The organism is Enterovibrio sp. FF113, assembly GCF_041439165.1.
GTDB lineage: Bacteria > Pseudomonadota > Gammaproteobacteria > Enterobacterales > Vibrionaceae > Enterovibrio > Enterovibrio norvegicus_A.
In genome coordinates, this window is record NZ_JBGONO010000008.1 from 77,810 (window position 1) to 95,421 (window position 17,612).

13 protein-coding genes are annotated in these 17,612 nt (G+C 47.8%); 9 read left to right on the forward strand and 4 right to left on the reverse strand.

Annotated elements, in window-relative coordinates:
* Positions 1 to 15 precede the first annotated feature (15 nt).
* A complete protein-coding gene (locus tag ACED36_RS08175) occupies positions 16 to 984 on the reverse strand; it encodes a ParB/RepB/Spo0J family partition protein (protein ID WP_016959924.1) in 969 nt (322 codons plus the stop codon).
* Positions 985 to 988: 4 nt separating this feature from the next.
* Positions 989 to 2,197, reverse strand: a complete 1,209-nt coding sequence (locus ACED36_RS08180; RefSeq protein ID WP_016959925.1) for an AAA family ATPase — start codon at positions 2,195 to 2,197, stop codon at positions 989 to 991.
* 1,376 nt (positions 2,198 to 3,573) lie between these two features.
* On the opposite strand from ACED36_RS08180, the gene ACED36_RS08185 reads away from it, so the two are divergent.
* From ACED36_RS08185 to ACED36_RS08215, 7 genes are all read left to right on the forward strand, one after another.
* The gene (locus ACED36_RS08185) at positions 3,574 to 5,556 is read left to right on the forward strand and encodes a replication initiator protein RctB domain-containing protein (RefSeq protein WP_016959926.1); all 1,983 of its coding nucleotides are present in this window, start codon (positions 3,574 to 3,576) and stop codon (positions 5,554 to 5,556) included.
* 413 nt (positions 5,557 to 5,969) lie between these two features.
* Positions 5,970 to 6,338, forward strand: coding sequence for a Nif11-like leader peptide family natural product precursor (locus ACED36_RS08190; RefSeq protein ID WP_016959928.1), 369 nt, complete (start codon positions 5,970 to 5,972; stop codon positions 6,336 to 6,338).
* A gap of 29 nt (positions 6,339 to 6,367) precedes the next feature.
* The gene (locus ACED36_RS08195) at positions 6,368 to 7,630 is read left to right on the forward strand and encodes an ABC transporter substrate-binding protein (RefSeq protein ID WP_017003074.1); all 1,263 of its coding nucleotides are present in this window, start codon (positions 6,368 to 6,370) and stop codon (positions 7,628 to 7,630) included.
* A gap of 61 nt (positions 7,631 to 7,691) precedes the next feature.
* Entirely contained in the window at positions 7,692 to 8,612 is a 921-nt protein-coding gene (locus ACED36_RS08200) for a carbohydrate ABC transporter permease (RefSeq protein ID WP_016959930.1), read from the forward strand.
* A 1-nt stretch (position 8,613) separates the two neighbouring features.
* Complete coding sequence (locus ACED36_RS08205; RefSeq protein WP_371733080.1) at positions 8,614 to 9,444, forward strand: carbohydrate ABC transporter permease; 831 nt, start codon at positions 8,614 to 8,616, stop codon at positions 9,442 to 9,444.
* An 8-nt stretch (positions 9,445 to 9,452) separates the two neighbouring features.
* Positions 9,453 to 11,084, forward strand: a complete 1,632-nt coding sequence (locus ACED36_RS08210) for an alpha-glucosidase (RefSeq protein ID WP_371733081.1) — start codon at positions 9,453 to 9,455, stop codon at positions 11,082 to 11,084.
* Between the two features lie 9 nt (positions 11,085 to 11,093).
* Complete coding sequence (locus ACED36_RS08215) at positions 11,094 to 12,227, forward strand: ABC transporter ATP-binding protein (RefSeq protein WP_016959933.1); 1,134 nt, start codon at positions 11,094 to 11,096, stop codon at positions 12,225 to 12,227.
* Positions 12,228 to 12,317: 90 nt separating this feature from the next.
* On the opposite strand, the gene ACED36_RS08220 is transcribed toward ACED36_RS08215, so the two are convergent.
* Complete coding sequence (locus ACED36_RS08220; RefSeq protein ID WP_017003076.1) at positions 12,318 to 13,859, reverse strand: glutamate synthase-related protein; 1,542 nt, start codon at positions 13,857 to 13,859, stop codon at positions 12,318 to 12,320.
* Positions 13,860 to 14,003: 144 nt separating this feature from the next.
* Complete coding sequence (locus ACED36_RS08225) at positions 14,004 to 15,617, reverse strand: alpha-amylase family glycosyl hydrolase (RefSeq protein WP_371733082.1); 1,614 nt, start codon at positions 15,615 to 15,617, stop codon at positions 14,004 to 14,006.
* A 526-nt stretch (positions 15,618 to 16,143) separates the two neighbouring features.
* Between ACED36_RS08225 and torE the strand changes: the two genes are divergently transcribed.
* The gene (gene torE / locus ACED36_RS08230; protein WP_017003078.1) at positions 16,144 to 16,323 is read left to right on the forward strand and encodes a trimethylamine N-oxide reductase system protein TorE; all 180 of its coding nucleotides are present in this window, start codon (positions 16,144 to 16,146) and stop codon (positions 16,321 to 16,323) included.
* Between the two features lie 108 nt (positions 16,324 to 16,431).
* On the forward strand, positions 16,432 to 17,610 hold the full coding sequence (gene torC / locus ACED36_RS08235; RefSeq protein ID WP_371733083.1) for a pentaheme c-type cytochrome TorC: 1,179 nt from the start codon (positions 16,432 to 16,434) through the stop codon (positions 17,608 to 17,610).
* Positions 17,611 to 17,612 lie beyond the last annotated feature (2 nt).

A 17,612-nucleotide genomic window follows, 5' to 3' on the forward strand; every position in this document is an offset into this window, starting at 1 on the left:
AAAACGTATAAGACGTTACGCGAGTCGAGATTGAATAAAGTCGAGTATCGCCGAAGCGTCTTCTTCACTCATCTTTTTGAGATTAATGGCCAGAGAATCACCTTTACGGCGGTAACTCGCTCGGCCTTTGACGAGCTCTGTAGATGGCGCTTCTGGCTTAGCGGCTTTAGGTTTCAATGCATCAGACCATTGTTCCAGAATCAGCGTCACTTCGCGCGTAATACGACTAACACCTGCTGCATCGACAGTCTGCCAAACAGGCGACTCAGCAAGTTTCGCTAGGAACGCTGCTTGTTCTTCATCTGTTAGCGAGAAAAACAGACGGTGAAGTTTCACAATGGTTGGTCGACCTAGCTCACCAACACTCGGGTAGGCCTGCAAAAGCGGAAGAGGCAATGCCGCCGCTTTCAATGCACCACTCACCAAAGCCTCACTACATTGACAGACCTTAGCGAGTTCTTTTTGATCCAGCACTTCGCCTCGGTCAAGCATGGTTTGCATTTCTTTACCACGTTCGAAAAGAGACAACGGTTTATGTGCATTCGCAACATCAGACAAGAACTTCGCATGCTTGCTGTTGATGCCTTTGGCGACATAAACAAGAAAATCTTGGTTCGCCAAAATACAAGACATACGACGGCGGCTACCGTCGAGGACTTCAATCTTGTTACCTTCAAGCCAGCGACCAACAGCAGGGTATTGCTGCCCACGATCTTTCAGCGTCACCAAAATGTCTGACAGGGCAAGTTCGTTCAAAAACGATTGTTCGCGTGCATTTTCTGCAAACACTGATGTACGTGATACCACGTCAGCCGATGCAACACGCACCAATTCAAATTCTACGGTCGCTTCACCCGCCACAGACAATTCAATAACAGTCGCTTTTTCTGACGCTGCTTTTTGAGCTTCTTGCGCAGTGGTTGCGCGTCGCTTGTCAGCCTTGCCAAACAAACGAGCATTTAGTTCAGAGGTTTTAATGGCCATTTAATCACTCCTGATTGCGTTGCGACCAGTGACTGTGAAGCACACGCTCAAGCTCCAGTCCTGCACGATGAACCGCTTCTTGCGCGGTAGACAGCGTTTTTTTACCACCTTCAAAATCTTGTGAAGTTAGATCAAACACCGTGCTGTAGGTGTCTGCACAGGTTTCAAATGCACGGCTACGCGGAATCGTTGCCATCATCACTTGATCACCCAACAGATAATTCATTTCTGTTAATACCGATACCTGTTTCTTATTGTCGTCTTCAAACATGGTTGGTACCAGTCGAACAAACTCCAATCCAGGCCAGTCTTCTGGGAACATCTCGTAAACGGTCGGCAAATGCTGGAAGAAATTCACTGTCGATGCCCAGTCAAGGCGCTTCGCGGCGCAAGGAATAAGCAATGCATTTGAAGCATACATTGCATTCCATACTAGAGGATCAATGTGTGGTCCGGTATCTACCATGATCACATCAAATTCATCTGCAATCTTATCAATCACTTTCTCTTGCAGGAGTCTGACAATGTCCAAAGAACCATTGGTTGCCAGATTTTGCCAAGCTTCTGCATTGAACATGGCATCTTCAGGAAAAGCAGCGATCGTTTTCAAGTTCGGGTACTGTGTCGATAACAGTACGTTCTTCATCATGAACTCTTTATCGGCTTCTTGTGGTGTGTTCTCCAACATGACATCGACAGCAGAATAGATACCCTCCTGCTCTGTCACGCTGATCTGCGGATTAAGGAAAAGACGTAGCGACCCCTGTGGGTCAAGGTCAATCAAGCAAATACGGTATCGCTTTTCCAGATTCAACGCCAGACACGCTGCCAAATGCACCGCACTCATTGATTTACCGGTGCCGCCTTTTTGGTTCTGAATATTGATCACCCAAGGCTTGTGGTTTGCACCTTTACCTTGATAGAAAGCCGGCATCTTTGCCGATTCCATGATCTGGTGTGCTTCATCTAAAGTAATAGAATAATGATTGGCGTTGTTCTTGGTAAACTGATGCCCCGCCTCTTCCATTCGAGTGATCGCTTCATCAAGTTTACGACGCGTCAATCCTGACCGAGTTTCCATTAAGGCTTTTGACATTGGAGGGAACAATTGGTCGTGACGCTCTTCCATCACGATTTCAATTCTGTCCGCCTGCACTTGCTTAGTTTGTTCTGCAATCGACTGCAGGTTTTCTATCGTCTTTTCCCTATTCATTTTTCTTTTCGCCATAAAAGAGAATTGAAATAAAGTGTACAGCAAATTACAGCACTTACAATAAAAAGCTGAACGGGCTGCTAAATAATTAAGATCATGGTCACTCTATGGAAAATCAATGAAAAACTGCGCAAAAAAATGTGACTAATCAACGGTAGAATATTCGCACTTTAAAAGTGTTACGGCGTCACCTTTTTACATTGTAAACCATTAGCTAAAACGGCTAGTACAAAGCATCTTCCGGAACGGTGTAAAAGGGTGGCTAGATTACGGCAAGCGCATTTTGAATATCAAAGCCTGTAATTTCATCCATAAATATCCTAAAAACGCTGAGCCTCATGCCAAAAATCATCCGAAACCCGTTATCTTGATCATCTTTTCGGAACGATGATCAAGATAGTGGACAATACATGCCATTTTAGGGATGAATGACTTCGGTATCCTTGATCATCATTCCGAAGCCATAATCACGGTGAAGGAACGATGATCAAGGTGTGTTTAAGGGCAACAAAACAACATATTTACGTGTCGATGGATCTTTGCTTCACGAAAAAATGATCAAGTAAAAGTGAAGCGATAGATCATGTTAATGAACACTCGGAACGATGGTGGATAGCGTCTAAATTACGGCTGATGCCTTTTCAACACTGAATCGAACGTAAAATCAGGCACTAAACACACTCGTCTTGAGCATTATAGCCTTGATAGCATGATTCAATTGAAATACAGGCTACTCAGCTTGATCATTGTTTCGGGCGTCGGACACATATGCATGGCTGACTAAAATACGCTTGTTGCCATTTCAATTCCGATAATGAACATACTAAAGAGAGGATATATCGAACTGGAAAGCAGAGTAGGGGTCGGAAAGCATAATAAAACGACTCAAAAGCGCACATTCATGATCATCTTTCCGGATGTATTTTGATGACGATTCATGACGAATACTTCAAACGACGTCTTTATACACACATTTGATAAAAACGTCTGTGGATAAGCTGTGACAATACCATGATCATTCTTTTGCTCTATTGATGATCACGTTTTCGATATCACGATGATCATCGTTTCATGTCATTAATGATCATGCTTTCAAGTAAGTAATGATCATTGTTCCGGCTTTCCCATGATCATCGTTACGATCTGTTGATATTTTTTACCTTTACATATCAAATGATTACAGGGACATTCTCGCCCTGATCATAAGATCATATAATCAATAAGATCAGTATTAATCAATAAGATCAGTTAAAAAGCCTCTTCAAAAAAAGATCTTTCTTTCTTGTTTTTTTTCTATTAATCTTTTCGGAAAGATGGCTTAATTACGGTCATCTGTATTCTGATAACGAATTGGCTTAACAAGGAGCTGTGGCGAAATGGCCTCAAGTCCCCCGGAAAAAATACTGATCACAGCGCCACGATCCCACAAAGATGGGCACCTTTTTCAAGTTCATGGCCAATTGATTGATTGGTTACCGCAGTATGAACATTTCAAAGGCGTGACGAAAAGCATTCTTGAGCTGCTGAACTTAATTTCATTGCGAGGGTTCGCATCAAAAGATGGGTACGTATCAACCACAGAATTGATTGAAGCCACAGATGGTCACCTTACACGTGCTGCTATTCAACAGCGTTTACGTGCTGCGGTACAAATTGGATTATTTACCCAGCAAGGCGTTCGTTTCGAGGAAGGTCTCGCAGGAAAAACCATGCTGCATCGTTTTGTTAATCCAAGCCAATTGATTTCGGTACTGGGAGCGTCGGGACTTCAGTCAGAAAGAACCAAAGTCATGGAGAAGCAAAAACGCTCCAAAGCCTTGGCTCAAAACCATGTAAACAAACAACTGTTGAGCGAGCATGGTTTAGGCACGCCGCCGTTGATGCCTGATGAGAAAGATCAAATCCTAATATCACCCACCAGCTGGGCAGGTATTATTGATCAAGCGTTGGCACCACCTCGGACCAAGAAAAGCTATCAAAAATCGATGGTTGCGATCAGTGGTAGTAAGGCGATCATTGAAACTCGATCCTCGAAGTCGATCATGACCGTTGACGATCTGATGACGTTGTTTGCGTTATTTACGCTGACTGTTCAATATCATGATCATCATTTGCCAAGTTATGAACTGCAAACACAGAAGGTGGGTAATAAAACCCCTGTATACATCACTGATATTCTCTCGCTACGCGGTAAGAAAGACAGTGGCCCTGCACGGGATTCAATTCGCGAAAGCATTGATCGCATTGAATTTACAGACTTCCAATTGCACGAACTCACTGGTCGATGGTTGAGTGAAAACATGCCAGAAGGCTTCAAAAGTGATCGTTTCCGATTTATTGCTCGAACGATCACGGCCTCAGAAGAAGCGCCGCGTGAAGGTGAAGATGGCGAAATTCGTATCAAACCGAACCTGTACATTTTGGTGTGGGAGCCTTCATTTTTTGAAGAGCTAATGACTCGCGACTACTTCTTCTTGTTCCCACCAGAGATCTTACGTCAACATACTTTGGTATTTCAGCTCTATAGCCTCTTCAGAAGCCGTATGTCGCGTCGACTGGAAGATTCTATGTCCCTGAGTGACCTTAACCAGAAAATCGCTAGAAACATCGAATGGCGACGTTTTTCGAGTGATCTGATCCGAGAGCTTCGGAAAATGGCAAAAAAGGAAACGCAAACGGAAGATGTGTTTGCGCTTAACTTGTATGGCTATCATCTGACCGTGTCTCGTATGGATGATGATAAGAAGCATTCGGATTTTAGGATCGACATCAAGTGCAATGTGGATGAAGTGATCCGTTATTCACGTGCGAAAACGTACAACGAAGGTAAACGATCACTTGCGCCTACCATGCCCAACCCCCTTCGTAACGAGATCTTGCCGAAGCAAGACCTTGATCAGCTTTCCGGGATCATTGATGGTGAATTTGAACCGATCCAACGTAAGGAAAAGCGAGGAGGCCGTTTAGGTCGTCGTGTTAAACAGCGTAAACATTTGGTTGAGATCAATGCTGATGAGTTAACCATTACCTTGTCAAAATACACCTCAGCGGAAGCGCTCCAGCGGAGTATCACTGCTTTGTCTGCCATGACAGGTCACCCTGCCACCACGATTGCTGAAGAGTGCCAGGCCTTTATGGAGAAGCTCGATTGGCTGCGTGTTGATGGCGAAATCATGCCTTATGCAACTTTAAGTCGTACGATAGAGTTCTACAACGAGCAACAGGATGTTAAACACCTGTCCATTGAACGCCTTATCTCGGGTCTTGCTGTTCGACGTAAAGTCTGTCGCCAAGTTTATGACGGTCATTTAGACAGCGCCGTACTGAGTGTTTTAGATGAGGTAGCAGCAGGTGGTTAACAAAACTCACGATTTTTTGACACAACTCTGACATTGGAAACCTCTGTAGCTACTAGGATTAAAGACGAATAGATACCTTTGTCCTATTGGCATTCGGGTTCGCCCGATGCATTGATTTGCTAACCCTTTAACGAGCCTGACGGCTCGTTTTTTTTGCCTAATATTTCGGCATCTTCTATAGGATATATCGTCGTGGCCTTCTTATCACGTTCCAGATATTGCAAAAATGTAAACGCAATGATAGCGTTTAGTGAGTGCCGCAGATATCGGCCTGCCGCCCACGAAGGCAAAGCGAGCGCAATATCCACCACCTAATAACCTCTTAGAATTTGGTTGTCACCCGGAAGGGATGCATGCCGTGAGTGGGCCACTGTGCGCGTATTTTCACCGGTCAATGATCCATAGGGAACACTGTGACATCCAAGATCCTGAACGCCTCAGATCTCAAGGCCTTTAAACGGCAAGCCAAACAACAAAAGCGCCTATTGCAATGTAGTCACATGCAGGCGCTGGAGGCGATTGCGCGGTTAGAAGGTTTCGACAGTTGGCATCAGGTGCTGAAAGTTGCTGAGATGTGCGCAAAAGCACGCTTGCAAGATGAAGCATCAAACACACAACGTGTTCTTTTGGATAATGCACTCTACACCTCTGTCCCCATAGGCTGGCTGATCGGTCGAAAATCCTACCCTGATTTATCTGTACACCGCGATGATCCCATTTGCTCAGCATCTTCTGAGCTTGAGGTTCCATCATCATTGTGGAACACAGAGAATAAGGCGTAATACCGGGATGACGCGACAGGGAGTTCTTCATGAAACGTTCAATCTTCGCAGCCGTCGTTGCTTCAACTTTATTAAGCGTTAGCGCTTATGCTGAGACCCTTTCTATTTCGTGTGGTGCAGTAGGCCAAGAGCTGGAGCTTTGTCAGCAGGGTGTGGCTGCATGGGAACAAGAGACCGGCCATACGGTAAAAATCATCACGACCCCCAACTCGACCACAGAACGCCTTGCTCTGTATCAACAGCTATTGGCTGCGGGTGCAGACGACATTGATGTGTTTCAGATTGATGTTATTTGGCCAGGTATACTTGGCAATCATTTTATAGATTTGAAACCGTACTCAAACGGTGAAGAATCAAGCCACTTCCCCTCCATTGTTTCCAACAACACCGTAAAAGATCGCTTGGTTGCCATGCCATGGTTTACCGATGCTGGCGTGCTTTATTATCGCTCTGACCTGCTTGAAAAGTATGGAGAGAAAGCCCCCGAAACGTGGGAAGCGCTCACCGCGACTGCTGAAAAGATCATGAAAGCTGAGCGTGAAGCAGGCAATGACAAAATGTGGGGCTTTGTTTGGCAGGGGCGTGCTTACGAAGGCTTAACTTGTGATGCGTTAGAGTGGGTTGCCTCTTATAACGGGGGCACCATTGTTGATGGAGATGGCAAGATCACCATCAACAATGACAATGCGAAACAAGCGCTGACGACCGCAGCAGGCTGGGTCGATACCATTTCCCCTCCTGGTGTTCTGAACTATGGCGAAGAAGAAGCGCGCGGTGTTTTCCAAACCGGTAACGCGGTGTTTATGCGTAACTGGCCTTACGCGTGGTCACTGGGTAACAGCGAAGATTCACCCATCAAAGGCAAAATCGGTGTCGTTGCACTGCCCAAAGGTGGCGAAGATGGTAGCCATTCCGGCACGCTTGGTGGCTGGCAATTAGCCGTCTCTAAATACTCGAAGAACCCTGAGCTTGCCGCAAGCCTCGTGATGTATCTCACTTCACTGGAAGAGCAGAAACGTCGCGCCATTGTAGGCTCGTACAATCCCACCATTGAATCCCTTTATTCAGATGAAGAAGTGCTGACGGCGGTGCCGTTCTTCGGCAGCCTTTATGACACTTTCGCCAATGGTACGCCGCGCCCATCAACCGCGACAGGCGCAAAATACAACCAAGTATCTAACGCGTTTTGGAATGCCACACACAGTGTGCTGTCTGGCAGTCAAAATGCCGATGTGGCATTGGCGAAATTACAAAAAGATCTCAAGCGCATTAGCCGCGGTGGTCGTTGGTAAGCTGTCACTATCACTGTCAGACGCGCTCAGCGCCTGACAGTTGCATTCAAAAGGAAATCTTATGGAACAGACCAGCGCTTTAACGCGAAAACGCGTACGCGCCGCCTGGTGGTTTCTCGCGCCCATGATCATCACTCTCATCATGGTGGCAGGTTGGCCATTGCTAAGAACCCTCTGGTTCAGCATGACCAACGCCACCCTGGATGGCAGTGGGGTCACTGAATTCATTGGGTTCGATAACTACGTTGTCTACGAAGACGGTGAATATTACGGCATATTATTTGATCCCACCTGGTGGCAATCCGTTTGGAATACCCTGTATTTCGCGGTGGTGTCCGTGAGCCTAGAAACCGTGTTTGGCATCATTGTGGCTTTGGTTCTCAATACCAAATTTAAAGGGCAGGGCTTGGTGCGTGCTGCCGTTTTAGTCCCTTGGGCTATCCCTACTATTGTGTCGGCAAAAATGTGGGGCTGGATGCTTCACGATCAATTCGGGATTGTGAATGATTTTTTGATGACGATAGGGGTGATCGCTGCGCCACTGGCATGGACAGCAGACAGCGATATGTCACTCAATGTGGTTATTGCGGTTGATGTGTGGAAAACCACGCCCTTTATGGCGCTTTTGGTGCTTGCAGCTTTGCAAATGCTGCCATCCGATTGCTATGAAGCGGCGAGAATCGACGGTATCCATCCTGTCAGGGTATTTTTTAAAGTCACCTTGCCCTTGATCATGCCTGCGGTAATGGTCGCCGTGGTATTCCGAGCGCTCGATGCGTTGCGGGTCTTCGATCTTATCTACGTGCTTACCCCCTCTAACGAAGCCACCATGTCGATGTCGATCTATGCGCGACAAAATCTGGTGGATTTCCAAGATGTTGGCTACGGCTCAGCGGCATCGACCTTGTTGTTCTTGATCGTTGCTCTGTGCACCATTTTCTACCTCTATATCGGGCGTAGAAACATGAATGGGGGAACCTAATATGTCTAAAAAATGGTATTGGCGAGTCGGGTTTTTTCTCTTGGTTTCAGTGATCGTGGTGTTCTCGGTCTTCCCGTTCTATTACGCCATCGTCACCTCATTCAAATCTGGCTCAGCCCTGTTTGAAGTGGAATATTTCCCAAGAGTATTTGACTGGAGTAACTACGCCTCCGTGTTCTCTGGTGGAACGTTTGGCCGAAACTTGCTCAACTCTCTGGGCGTGTCAACCGTGGTGGTGGCAATCTCGTTATTGCTCGGTGTGACCGCTTCCTACGCACTTGGGCGTATCCGCTTTCGTGGTCGCAACATCGTGCTGCTCACCATTCTTGGGGTCTCTATGTTCCCGCAGGTGGCTGTGCTTTCAGGTCTGTTTGAGCTTATCCGTGCACTTGGGCTTTACAACTCCATGCCCGGCCTGGCATTGGCATACATGATCTTCACACTGCCGTTCACGGTGTGGGTATTGACGACCTTTATGCAGCAATTGCCATTAGAGCTTGAAGAAGCGGCCATTGTTGATGGCGCGACGCCGTGGCAAATCATTACCAAGGTGTTGATGCCTTTGCTTTGGCCCGCACTGGTCACCACGGGATTGCTTGCGTTCATTGCAGCATGGAATGAATTCTTGTTCGCCTTGACCTTCACCCTCACCAACGAAGAGCGCACGGTCCCTGTGGCCATTGCTTTGATCTCGGGAGCGGGTCAATACGAATTGCCCTGGGGCACCATCATGGCCGCCTCGGTCATCGTTACCGTGCCGCTTATCGTTATGGTTCTGGTCTTCCAGCGCCGCATTGTTTCGGGCCTCACCGCAGGCGCAGTTAAGGGATAACACACAAAATGAATCAACAACAATTGCCTTGGTGGCGCGGTGCGGTGATTTACCAAATTTACCCTCGTAGCTTTTATGATGCTAACCAAGACGGTATCGGTGATTTACCCGGCATCACCCAACAGCTTCCTTATGTCGCCGCGTTAGGGGTCGATGCTATTTGGTTGTCGCCTTTCTTTAAATCACCCATGAAAGACTTCGGTTATGACGTATCGGATTACTGCGATGTCGACCCATTGTTTGGCTCATTGGATAATTTCAAACAGTTGGTCATGACCGCGCACGATCTGGGGCTTAAAGTGATGATCGATCTGGTGCTTAGTCATACCTCTGACGAGCACGCGTGGTTTGAGGAAAGTCGCGTCAACCGTGACAACCCTAAAGCCGATTGGTATGTCTGGGCGGATCCCAAACCCGATGGCACGCCACCGAATAACTGGCTATCCATTTTTGGTGGCTGCGCATGGCAATGGGAAAGCCGTCGTCAACAATATTACCTTCATAACTTCCTTGTTAGTCAACCGGATCTCAACTTCCACAACCCTGACGTCGTGACGCATCTTCTGGATACGGTGAAGTTTTGGCTCGATTTGGGCGTCGATGGTTTCCGCCTTGATACCGTCAATTTCTACACCCATGATCGTCAACTGCGTGACAATCCCCCGTTGTCTTCCGGAGACAGTAAATCATTGGGCGTGCCAGGCACGAATCCGTATTCCATGCAAAAGCACAAATACGATATCTCACAGCCTGAGAACATTGGCTTTCTCGAGCAATTGCGGGTGTTACTGGATCAATACGAAGACATTACCACTGTAGGGGAGATCGGCGACGATGACCCCTTGGCTTTGATGGCGCAATACACCAGTGGTAACGACAAACTGCACATGGCCTATACCTTCGACTTGCTCAATGTTCATCGTTCCCCAGCTTATTTAGCGTCGGTGATCGAGAACATTGAATCTGCGATTGGTGACGGTTGGGCGTGCTGGGCACTGTCCAACCATGATGTGGTGCGATGTGTGTCACGCTGGGGATCGGAAGAATCGGATCCGTGCGCGTATGGCAAGGTGTTGTTGGCGCTGCTCACATCCCTGCGAGGCAGCGTGTGTTTGTACCAAGGTGAAGAGCTGGGCTTGCCAGAAGCCGACATTCCTTTCCATAAAATCCAAGATCCCTATGGCATCCCATTCTGGCCTGAATACAAAGGGCGAGATGGCTGTCGAACACCGATGCCTTGGATTGCGAACGAGCAGAATGCGGGATTTAGCCAAGCTGAGCCTTGGTTGCCCGTTGATCGCCGCCACAGTGCATTAGCCGTGAACACACAGGAATCCGACACAAACAGCATGCTTGCTCATTATCGTGGATATCTGCGTTGGCGTAAGCAATTCCCTGCATTGGTGAGTGGTGATCTCACCGATTTGGCATCAACCCTTCAAGGCTTGCGTTTCGTGCGATCCGATGCCAATCAACGTGTGCTGTTGGTGTTTAATCTCACCGATTCTTCGATGACCATGACGCTGCCAGCCGGAAGTTGGCAAGCATTGGAAGGCCATGGTTTCACCTTTGAAATCGAGAATGGGTCGGTCACCCTACCGCCCTATCAGGCGGCCTTTGCAACAGAATCAAACGGGTAAGGATGCATTATGGCTGAGGTCATTTTAAAGAAAGTTAATAAGAAGTTTGGCAAAGTCCATGTCACTAAAGATGTTGATCTGAATATTCAATCCGGTGACTTTGTGGTTTTCGTTGGGCCGTCAGGATGCGGTAAATCCACGTTACTGCGTTTGATCGCGGGCCTTGAAGATATTACCAGTGGTGAACTGCTGATCGAAGGGGAGGTTTGTAATGATCTGCCACCGCCTGAGCGTGGGATCGGCATGGTGTTCCAATCCTACGCTCTGTATCCGCACATGACTGTTTACGACAACATGGCATTTGGCCTGCAATTGGCAAAAACAGCGCCTAAGACTGTGGACGAGAAAGTGCGTGAAGTTGCGGCCGCGTTGCAATTAGATCCCCTACTGGAACGGAAACCGAAGGAGCTCTCTGGTGGCCAACGCCAGCGTGTTGCTATCGGCCGCGCCATCGTTCGTGAACCTAAAGTCTTTTTGTTCGATGAGCCATTGTCGAACTTGGATGCGTCGTTGCGTGTTCAAATGCGCATGGAAATTGCCAGATTGCACGATCGCCTAGGCGCGACAATGATCTACGTGACCCATGATCAGGTTGAAGCGATGACATTGGCGACCAAGATCGTGGTATTGGATGCTGGGCGAGTGGAGCAAGTGGGATCTCCGCTAGAGCTTTATAATCATCCCGCCAATACCTTTGTCGCGGGCTTTATTGGTTCGCCGAAGATGAACTTTCTGACCGCAGACATTGTGGAAGTGGGTGAGTTCACCACGCAGGTTCAAATTCACCGAGGGCAGGAAATCTCTGTGGCGGCGAATTCGATTGGCGCCAGTGTTGGTGACCCTTGTGTGGTGGGGATCCGCCCAGAACACATTCGCTTTGGCGAGAAAGACGCAATTCAAGAAGGCGGGGTAGAACTGAGCGTGGTTGAGCAATTGGGTAATGAATGCTTGATGTATTTCAATACGCCGCAAAGCGCTGACCCTGTTGTTATCCGAATAGAAGGACAAACAACGATTCGGGCGGGCGACAAGCGCTGTATTGAGTTCCCTGAAGACTATTGTCACTTGTTCGATCGAGACGGAAAGGCGTTCAAACGCTCTGTGGTGGGTGAAACTACGCCATTGCTGGTGGTCACGCCATGACGTAGCGTTTTACCGCGATACCTTAAAACGACAAAGAGGCAGGAATACCCTGCCTCTTTTTTGTGGAGCGCATTCAGTATTTAGACAAGATTAATGTCCAGCTGGGCCTGCGCCTGAGTAGTGAATACCAGCAAGCTCTGCCATCTCTTTGTGGAAAGTGGCGATATCGTTGATATTAAATTTACTCAGATCATCATGTCCACATGCTCTCGCCATCACTTGCATCAGGTGTGTTGAAGCCGTGAAAAAGTTATAGAGCTGCTCTGCGGACTTTTCAACATTGAGGCGTTTTCGCAGCGCTGGATCTTGGGTCGCAATACCCGCGGGACACATATTGGAATTACACATTCTCGCACCAATACAGCCAATGGCTTGCATCGCACTGTTAGAAATAGCAATGCCGTCAGCCCCCAACGCCAGCGCTTTAACAAAATCACTCGGCAAACGAAGGCCACCTGTAATGATCAAGGTGACATCGCTAGCGCCTTGTGAATCCAAGAAGCGTCGAGCACGCGCCAAAGCGGGAATGGTGGGAACACTGATGTGATCGCGAAACAGGGTAGGCGCAGCGCCAGTGCCGCCGCCACGACCATCGAGGATGATGTAATCTGCACCTGCATCAAGTGCAAAGCCAATATCCGCTTCCACATGGTTGGCACTGAGCTTAAACCCAATAGGAATACCGCCTGTCACCGCGCGCACTTCATCGGCAAAGCGGGCAAAATCAGCCGCGGTGTGCAAATCGACAAAGGTTGACGGGGAAATAGCGTCGGTGCCTTCGGGAATGCCGCGAACTTCAGAGATTTTACCGTGATTTTTGATCCCTGGTAGATGCCCGCCAGTCCCTGTTTTTGCCCCTTGGCCGCCTTTAAAATGGAACGCTTGAACGCCTTTGAGTAGATCTTCTTTGTAACCGAATTTGGCGCTCGCCAACTCGTAGAAATAGCGACTGTTCGCCGCATGCTCTTCCGGCAACATGCCGCCTTCACCTGAACAAATGCCCGTCCCCGCTTTTTCAGCGCCCATTGCCAGCGCCACTTTGGCCTCTTCCGACAAAGCGCCGAAGCTCATGTCAGACACAAACAGTGGGGTAGAGAGCGTTAGCGGCTTTTTCGCCCGAGGACCAATCACCAACTCTGTCGAGACGGGAACATCATCAAGCAGCGGCTTGGTTGCCATTTGCGCCACCATGACTTGGATTTGATCCCATTCAGGTAACTTGTAACGAGGCACGCCCATCGATGTCATTGGACCATGATGCCCAAATTTGCTCAGGCCATCTTTCGCCAATTGGTGGATAAGCTCAACAAACGGTTCTTCTGGTGTTGCTTTAGCGGCAGGCGCTGCATCTGTGTGTTGTACTTCAGGCATTTCTTTGCCTACATCGTCTGCTGTATAGCGCGTATGTGTACCATCGCAAAACGGGGAATTCCCTGTGTGTTTGCAGGCACAAAACCATGAATCACCGTCTTTGTCTGCCTTGTAGGCGAGCGGGGTAAACGACGTACCCGCATGGGCACCATCACAAAAAGGTTGATTCTTCGAACGTCCACACTGGCAGTAGTAATACTCCTTGTCTTTCTCGAGGGTGACTTTGATCGGCTGATTACCTGACACGACGGGATCTGACATTACTTGCTCCTTATTCGACATGGCTGTTTTTGTTATTTTCTTTGTTGCTTCCCTAATAGAACGCGACCATTGTCCGTTCATTGTTTCAACAGTATGGGCGGTTAACGTCTTGAATTCTTTTTCATATATGAGCATTTACTAAAATTAGCGATTTAGTTCGCCAGCCCATGCTTGCCAAGGTTTGAGGTTCAATACACCGTTAGCTTCTGCAGAGACATTGTTCATATGAGGCACATCAATCGTCGCCGCTGTATTCGGTAAATTTAGCCGAATGGTGGCGTCTTGGGCTGAACCGTTTAATGCAATGATGAGGGTTTGGGATTCGTGGTGGCGTTCCAACACCATCAGAGAATCATTGAATGCCAACACACGACAGCTCCCTTCAACGAGTGCTGGTTGGTTTTTTCGCCATTTCAACAAGGCATGGGTGAAATGGAGCGCTGAATCAGTGTTTGCCATTTGAGCGTCTATTGCTAGAGGGGCATGTTCTTGCGCAGCCGGAAGCCACGGGGTGTGATCGCTAAAACCTAGATGGGCATGTGTTTGAGACCATGGTAGCGGCGTTCGGCAGCCATCGCGGCCAACATAATTGGCGATGACTTGTTGACCAAAGAAATCTTTCCGTGCCGCAGGCGGCACATTGGCTTCCGGTAAACCCAACTCTTCCCCTTGGTAAATGCTGATTACACCTTGCAAGCTGCACAACATGGTCAGCAAGAGCTTGGCGGACTCAGGTTGGTTTTTTGCGTCTTGCCAGCGCGACACCGTGCGGGCGATATCGTGATTGCCCGTGCTCCAGCACCCCATCCCTGGATGCACAGCATTGAAAAAAGCATTGAGTTGCTCACCAACCTGCTGAAAGTTATGACACATGCTAAGTGATTCGAATACATTGGCGGCATCCAGCGCATCGCCTTCGCTGGTGTAACGGTCAATCACGGCATAAGGAGACGGGTCGCTCAATGACCCTAGAAGCCACTTCCTTTCATCGTAGCTATCAGCAATCACGCGAAGCTGTTTAAGCAGATGAATATTCTCAGGCCGACTGATGTTATAGCGTTGACTCTGGTAGCGATATGGGTCGGCCCTTGCTTCGTCTTGCCACCCCAAATGTCGTGAAGGATTGCTGCGCAATTTGTCGTCGTGCAGGAACAGATTCACCGAATCGAAGCGCAACCCGTCAATGTCCAAGTCGAGCCAAAACCGGACATTACCCATTAATTGTCGAACCACCTCGGTATTTCGGTAATTCAGGTCGGGTTGATTGCTCAGGGTGTTGTGTAAATAGTACTCGCCGCGGGTAGGGTGCCAGCGCCATGCGGACTCCCCGAAAATGGTGAGCCAATTGTTGGGTGGGGTGCCATCTTTTCGTGCTGGTGTCCACACATACCAATCTGCCTTGGGGGTATTGTTGCCAGAACTGCTTTCTAAAAACCAGGGGTGCTTACTAGACGTGTGGTTAGCCACAAAATCAAGGAAGACCAGAAGATTGCGTGCTCTTGCCTCTTTCACCAGTCGTGTGAATGTTTCGATATCCCCATATTCCCCATTCAGACAGCGAAGATTGGTGATGTCGTAACCAAAATCACTCAGTGGCGATTCAAAAATAGGGGATAGCAAGATGCCGTCAACGCCTAACCATACAAAATAGTCTAGTTTTTCTCGCACCCCATCGAGATCGCCGACGCCATCGCCATTGCTGTCAAAGAAGCTGCGAACATACACATGGTAGAGAATCGGAGATGCAATTGGTTTCATTGTTTTTCTTAGACTAAATAAAGAGTTACATGAAAAAATAATAGACCAATATATCGCCAGCACAGTGAATCATTAATGAGCACAAAGTTTACAGTGTAAATGCGTGATGGAATTGGCAGAGCCTAGATGTTGTTGACTACTAGCCCTACGAAAAACGCAAATATCACTAAATAAACACGTTTTTTCAATATCTTAAGGTTAACGCCGAGAGATTCGATTGTGGATGGTTTGTAAGGGTATCTGATTGACAAAGCAGGGGCCAAATAGCCTAGCTTAAGGCTCAAAGCGACAGTCCATTAAAAAAATGGCGTATAGCGGACAGAATTTATGTGTTCTCAGTTTTTCCCTCCTCTGAATATTCCGTTCAGATTTATCTGCTTGCGTACTGTAATCAACGACTTCGCATTGATATTTGCATCAATAAAGAGACACATAATCGAAATGGTTCTCCTAGACTAGTTGGATAAATACCAATAAACCTTGATGGCGAAGGGTGATCACGTCATCAGATGAGCGAGGCATCGTTATGGAACACAGTGAAAACAATATTGTTCAGGAACCGGAGAAAAGAAGCTTTGAGTGGCGGGCGTTCTGTTTTATCGCCATTTTTTTGTTTCCGATCCTAAGTGTCGTATTGATTGGCGGTTATGGCTTTCTTATCTGGATGAGTCAGATATTTCTTTTTGGTCCTCCGGGACACGGTTAAATCCCACCCAAACGTTGCATTCAATTGACGCGTGAAAGTGCGCAAGAAAATCACCCAGATCGTCGCACCAACGTTACTCGGTGACCTGATGAGCAAGAGCAGATATCGATGAAAGAATTTATAAGAAAACTTTGGGCAACCATGCGGCGCCCAGCAACAAAAATCAGTTTAGGCGCCCTGACACTAGGTGGGTTTATTGCAGGTGTGATTTTCTGGGGCGGGTTTAACACCGCACTGGAAATGACGAACACGGAAAAATTCTGTATTTCCTGCCACACCATGCGTGAAAACGTGTATCCCGAATTGCAGCACACCGTGCATTGGTCTAACACATCGGGGGTGCGTGCGACTTGTCCGGACTGTCATGTTCCTCACAATTGGACGGATAAAATCGCCCGTAAAATGCAGGCAAGTAAAGAAGTGTTCGCCCAAGTATTTGGCGTGATAGGCACGCGTGAAAAATTCCTCGATAAGCGACTAGAACTTGCTCAGCATGAGTGGGCACGATTTTCAGCCAACGGCTCGGCTGAATGTAAAACATGTCATAAGTACGAGAGTATGCAGATAGAAAATATGCGTCCCGCAGCGCGTCTGCAAATGACACAAGCAGCCGAACGGGATCAAAGTTGTATTGATTGTCATAAAGGGATTGCCCACGAACTTCCTGCTGAAATGGACTCAACAGGTGGCATGCTCGGCAAGCTTATTTCTATGTCCCACAGCACCAGTTTCGATAAAGACAAACCCGTTTATAGCGTCAATTTCTTAGAAATGTATGTCGATGAAGGCCTGACCCAAGATGGTGGTGTGCTTGAGCCTGCGAGTAAAGTGACTGTGCTTGACGATAGCAAAGACGCCATCAAAATTTCCATAACAGGTTGGCGCAAAATGAAAGGCTTTGGCCGCGTAATTTATGAAGACTTTGGTTTGAATATCGCTTCGGCGGCATTGTCTAAAGCCGTTGCGCAGAGCCAAACAGATATTAGAACGTTCGAAACCAAAGAAGACGATTTGACCGGCCTAACATGGCAGCGTGTAGAAGTGGATCTGTGGGCGAAAAAATCGAACTTCCTCGACAATGTTGATCCTATTTGGACCGAAGCCAAACAAGCGTATGAAACGAACTGTAGTTTGTGTCACACCCAACCGGATGTTGCGCACTTTGACGCTAACACTTGGCCGGGTATGTTTGACGGCATGATGGGCTTTGTGAATTTCGATCAAGCAACCCAGGCGCTGGTACTCAAGTACTTGCAAAAACATTCCAGCACCTTTGCTGATCACTAAGA

Excerpts from the sequence above, each read along its gene's own strand:
- ACED36_RS08175 (WP_016959924.1), bottom strand. The coding sequence starts at position 984 with ATGGCCATTAAAACCTCTGAACTAAATGCTCGTTTGTTTGGCAAGGCT.
- ACED36_RS08180 (WP_016959925.1), bottom strand. The coding sequence starts at position 2,197 with ATGAATAGGGAAAAGACGATAGAAAACCTGCAGTCGATTGCAGAACAA.
- ACED36_RS08185 (WP_016959926.1), top strand. The coding sequence starts at position 3,574 with ATGGCCTCAAGTCCCCCGGAAAAAATACTGATCACAGCGCCACGATCC.
- ACED36_RS08195 (WP_017003074.1), top strand. The coding sequence starts at position 6,368 with ATGAAACGTTCAATCTTCGCAGCCGTCGTTGCTTCAACTTTATTAAGC.
- ACED36_RS08200 (WP_016959930.1), top strand. The coding sequence starts at position 7,692 with ATGGAACAGACCAGCGCTTTAACGCGAAAACGCGTACGCGCCGCCTGG.
- ACED36_RS08205 (WP_371733080.1), top strand. The coding sequence starts at position 8,614 with ATGTCTAAAAAATGGTATTGGCGAGTCGGGTTTTTTCTCTTGGTTTCA.
- ACED36_RS08210 (WP_371733081.1), top strand. The coding sequence starts at position 9,453 with ATGAATCAACAACAATTGCCTTGGTGGCGCGGTGCGGTGATTTACCAA.
- ACED36_RS08215 (WP_016959933.1), top strand. The coding sequence starts at position 11,094 with ATGGCTGAGGTCATTTTAAAGAAAGTTAATAAGAAGTTTGGCAAAGTC.
- ACED36_RS08220 (WP_017003076.1), bottom strand. The coding sequence starts at position 13,859 with ATGTCAGATCCCGTCGTGTCAGGTAATCAGCCGATCAAAGTCACCCTC.
- ACED36_RS08225 (WP_371733082.1), bottom strand. The coding sequence starts at position 15,617 with ATGAAACCAATTGCATCTCCGATTCTCTACCATGTGTATGTTCGCAGC.
- torE (WP_017003078.1), top strand. The coding sequence starts at position 16,144 with ATGGAACACAGTGAAAACAATATTGTTCAGGAACCGGAGAAAAGAAGC.
- torC (WP_371733083.1), top strand. The coding sequence starts at position 16,432 with ATGAAAGAATTTATAAGAAAACTTTGGGCAACCATGCGGCGCCCAGCA.